At 59.9% G+C, this 401-nt stretch carries 1 protein-coding gene; it reads right to left on the minus strand.

The features are described from left to right. Positions 1 to 191: 191 nt before the first annotated feature. Positions 192 to 401: plasmid recombination protein (locus tag KP705_RS18630; protein ID WP_215765385.1), on the minus strand; the 210-nt coding region annotated here is incomplete at its 5' end.

The following is a 401-nucleotide window of genomic DNA, read 5'->3' on the forward strand; positions in this document are numbered from 1 at the left end:
GGCAACTGGGGCGCTCTGAACTGAACGGCAGGTTCATAATGCTGCTGAACTGTCTGAAGGATGCGTTTTGCCACCTGCTCAGGGTCTTCCACAACACGGGTAAAAATCCACGAGCACCTGCGGTTCTAGGTCAGCAGGGGGCTGGTGTTTGTTTTGTGCTCGGGTGCGTCCCGTTCCCCCGTAGGAGGTTGTCAGCTTGGCTTGGTGTGGGTGGCCTGGCTTCCTTCGATGCCTCGTTCCAGTACGACAGGGCGTCCCACAACTCGCGCAAAGTCGGTCTGCATCTCGTTCAGGGCCTTGGCACCACCGAGGCACCGGCGGCAATTCAGGCGGCCTGTATCGGGGTCGTTTGGCACCACGTAGGCCGACAGGTGCGGCGGTTTTTCGTCCCGGTGAATGAT

Source organism: Gluconobacter sp. P1D12_c, from assembly GCF_018812105.1.
GTDB lineage: Bacteria > Pseudomonadota > Alphaproteobacteria > Acetobacterales > Acetobacteraceae > Gluconobacter > Gluconobacter oxydans_A.